The following is a 2,846-nucleotide window of genomic DNA, read 5'->3' as shown; positions in this document are numbered from 1 at the left end:
TAGGTTCTGACAAATGAGTCAAACTATTTCCCCGCCGCCACAGCCGCTACAGCGATTGAATCAACTCCAGGATCGAATCCGCATCCCAGGACAGCCATAATCCCAGCTTGTTTGTACCGTTCATGGTAGTTCCATTGCCATTTATATTCAAATTTTGCTTGATCAGGAGGTTCGTAGTTAGCAGTATCGAGATAATTCACTCCAGTTTCTAGACATGCGTCCATAATCGGCAAGTCCTGATACGGCAAAGCCACATTGATAACGATGTCAGGCTGAAAATCATTAATGAGTGCAACCATTTCAGTGACTTTGTCCGCATCAATTTGAGCCGTTGTTAAGGATGGATGAGCAATAGATTTTGCGATCGCATCACATTTCTGCTTCGTTCTGCTCCCTAGGAGAATCTCAGAGAATATCTCTTTTACTTGAGCGCACTTTTGGGCAACCACATTGCCAACTCCGCCTGCGCCAATAATAATAACTTTTGCCATAACTGTACTTCAATAATCAATCCAGATCGGTTCTATTACAAGCCTTTTTAAGGTGTCTTTTTTTGGGTTTTGGTTTGACACAGAACCTTAAAATACTTAAATTTTATTAAGGCCGAAATCCTCATAAACGAAGTCTTATCCCCAGCGGTGTATTGTTAACCTTACGGGTTAACAACCCTCCTGGTTAGCCTTACTGGCTCTAGGGAAAAATAGAGGATCTATTGCACGTTATTAGGGATGCAGCGCGGTCTTGTTGTCACCCCCTTAGCTTGTTAATTCATCAAAAAAATAGGGGTTGGTAAGGGGAGCGACGGAAACCCCTGTCATTCATGCATGGGGAGGAGTCGCTCCCCTTACATAAACAGCAGCGTGGAAATTGCTTCCTTGTCTTGATGCAAAGCGCGAGTGGGGGAAACCCCCTCATGGCCACTGCATCCCTTGAAGCACGAAACTATAAGAGTATCCATCTTTCCGGTGTATAATGCTGCAATATTTGTGACTAATTCCTTGAACCAGTCCAGATTTTGTAGAGATATTAAATGAGCCGGTTTGGCGAGTAGCTACTCTGCCTGTATAGGTTCCTATTTTCTTACCTTTGGTTACAATGGCTTTTACAATATCTCCGGTTTGAAAACCTTTAACTTCTTTGTACCTGGGGACATAACGAGTCGGGAAACCAAACTTATTCGTTCGACACATCTGACGAGTCCCATGTCCTTTAGCTGTAATCAATAATGGTTGATAGCTTTCGATGTACAAGTGATCAACTTTACCGACATTAGCGGCATCCAACCAATGGGTTTTAGGTAGATTTTGACGGCAACGATTATACTTAGTTAATCCACCACTACCGGTCTCAATTGGTAAACCAGTTGACTTAAGGGAATTGTATAATTTCCATCTGGTTGAGTTAACCGCTGCTGCATTAGCTAAAGGCTTTTTGCTTTGAGATAAAATCTGCTTTAGTACATTAGGTTTGCCCGACAAAAAATTTTCTATATCCTGACTTCCTTTAGCTTTATTACACTTTTTACAAGCAATAGTTAAGTTACTTACTCGGTCAGAGCCTCCTTTAGACTTAGGCTTGATATGCTCTATTTCCAAAGGAATGTCATCCACTCCACAGTAAGCACATTTTCGATTCCACTTTTCAAGTAAATACTCTCGTATTTCGTACCCGTACAACGTGCCTTGCTGATACTCGACACCAGATATTTCGGGATTTTCCATTTTTTGAGTGTCAAAACGGACTAACTCCTGGGAAATGCCTTTGATGGGGCATAATCTGATTAACTTTTTAGTCCAAGTCAAGATATTGTCAACTCGTGACATTAAACTAGGAGCTAGCCAGCCTTCTGAGCGTTTACGATTCAAAAATCTAGGCTGACGGTAACGAGTTTTTCGGTTACGCCTAGAACGTCTTAGCTGCCTACGAGAGGTTAAGGCCTCTCTGATTTGAAAACCCCTGTGAGTTAATTCTGCCCCCCAGATAACTTTACTGCCTTGAATAATAACTATCCCTGTAGTTTTTGCTCCGGGGTCTATTTTGAGTTGATGTTCGTGAGTTACACAGTTTTCAACCTCCTTTTCTTGCATGATTATCGTAAATGGGTATCTTTTTAGAACCTTTGCTTTCCCCTGCTTAAGCAGGATTCTAGCTCTAGCAGGTCGGCAAGGGTCTAGTGTTTTTTTGTTTTTGTCTAGTACGAATACGCGCATAATTACGTTTACTCCTATTGCTAGGGTTAAGTTCGCTTTGCCAATGTTATCAGTCGGTACTTTCCAGATTGCACTTCTTTAACCTGATACAGATGTTTAACAATCCAGTTCTAGAGCTTGGGACTAGCGACGCATCCCAAGGTAGGAATTTAAACACTTACTGATAACGTAGTCTTCACAGAGACCTAGGCTGGTCAGGTATTGAGGCTACAAGCCCCCGGATTTAATCCGTGGGGTTTGCGCTACTCCCAGGTTCCTGACTCTCAAGCTGCCTCCAAAGCACTCTGCTATTATTCTACACTTAAATCTTTTATAGCAATCCCATTGTCTGCTAAAAACGGGGTAAAAACGACGACAGTATCTCTCAAAACAAGGTGGTATAACGTTTGGAGTAGTTTCTTTCATCTCTGGCCAAAGAGGCGATCGCCTTGAGGTCTAGTTATTACTAGATCAAGCTTTGGGCGCAAAACGCCCAAATAGTTTTTTTAAGTCCCGTTAATTGTTAGGTACCGTTAACGTAACTGCCAAAGGCTATAAATAGTTGAAATGCTGAAAAGCTTACAACCTGACTTGCTTACCTCAAAACAGAGGTAGATTAAAACTCATCCCTGTACCGAATACTGTCCCATCAAAATT

2 protein-coding genes are annotated in these 2,846 nt (G+C 42.0%); both read right to left on the bottom strand.

The features are described from left to right. Window positions 1–23 precede the first annotated feature (23 nt). On the bottom strand, window positions 24–491 hold the full coding sequence (locus F6K53_RS36565) for a saccharopine dehydrogenase NADP-binding domain-containing protein (RefSeq protein WP_293084391.1): 468 nt from the start codon (window positions 489–491) through the stop codon (window positions 24–26). A gap of 420 nt (window positions 492–911) precedes the next feature. Next, the gene (iscB, locus tag F6K53_RS36560; protein ID WP_293084388.1) at window positions 912–2,210 is read right to left on the bottom strand and encodes an RNA-guided endonuclease IscB; all 1,299 of its coding nucleotides are present in this window, start codon (window positions 2,208–2,210) and stop codon (window positions 912–914) included. Window positions 2,211–2,846 lie beyond the last annotated feature (636 nt).

The sequence above is a fragment of the Moorena sp. SIO4A1 genome (assembly GCF_010672065.1).
Classification (GTDB): domain Bacteria; phylum Cyanobacteriota; class Cyanobacteriia; order Cyanobacteriales; family Coleofasciculaceae; genus Moorena.
The sequence above is the reverse complement of the archived record's forward strand: the minus strand, read 5'-3'. Positions and strand labels throughout refer to the sequence as shown.

What these genes read in the sequence shown, in the direction of transcription:
- F6K53_RS36565 (WP_293084391.1), bottom strand. Translation starts at nt 491, where the DNA reads ATGGCAAAAGTTATTATTATTGGCGCAGGCGGAGTTGGCAATGTGGTT.
- iscB (WP_293084388.1), bottom strand. Translation starts at nt 2,210, where the DNA reads ATGCGCGTATTCGTACTAGACAAAAACAAAAAAACACTAGACCCTTGC.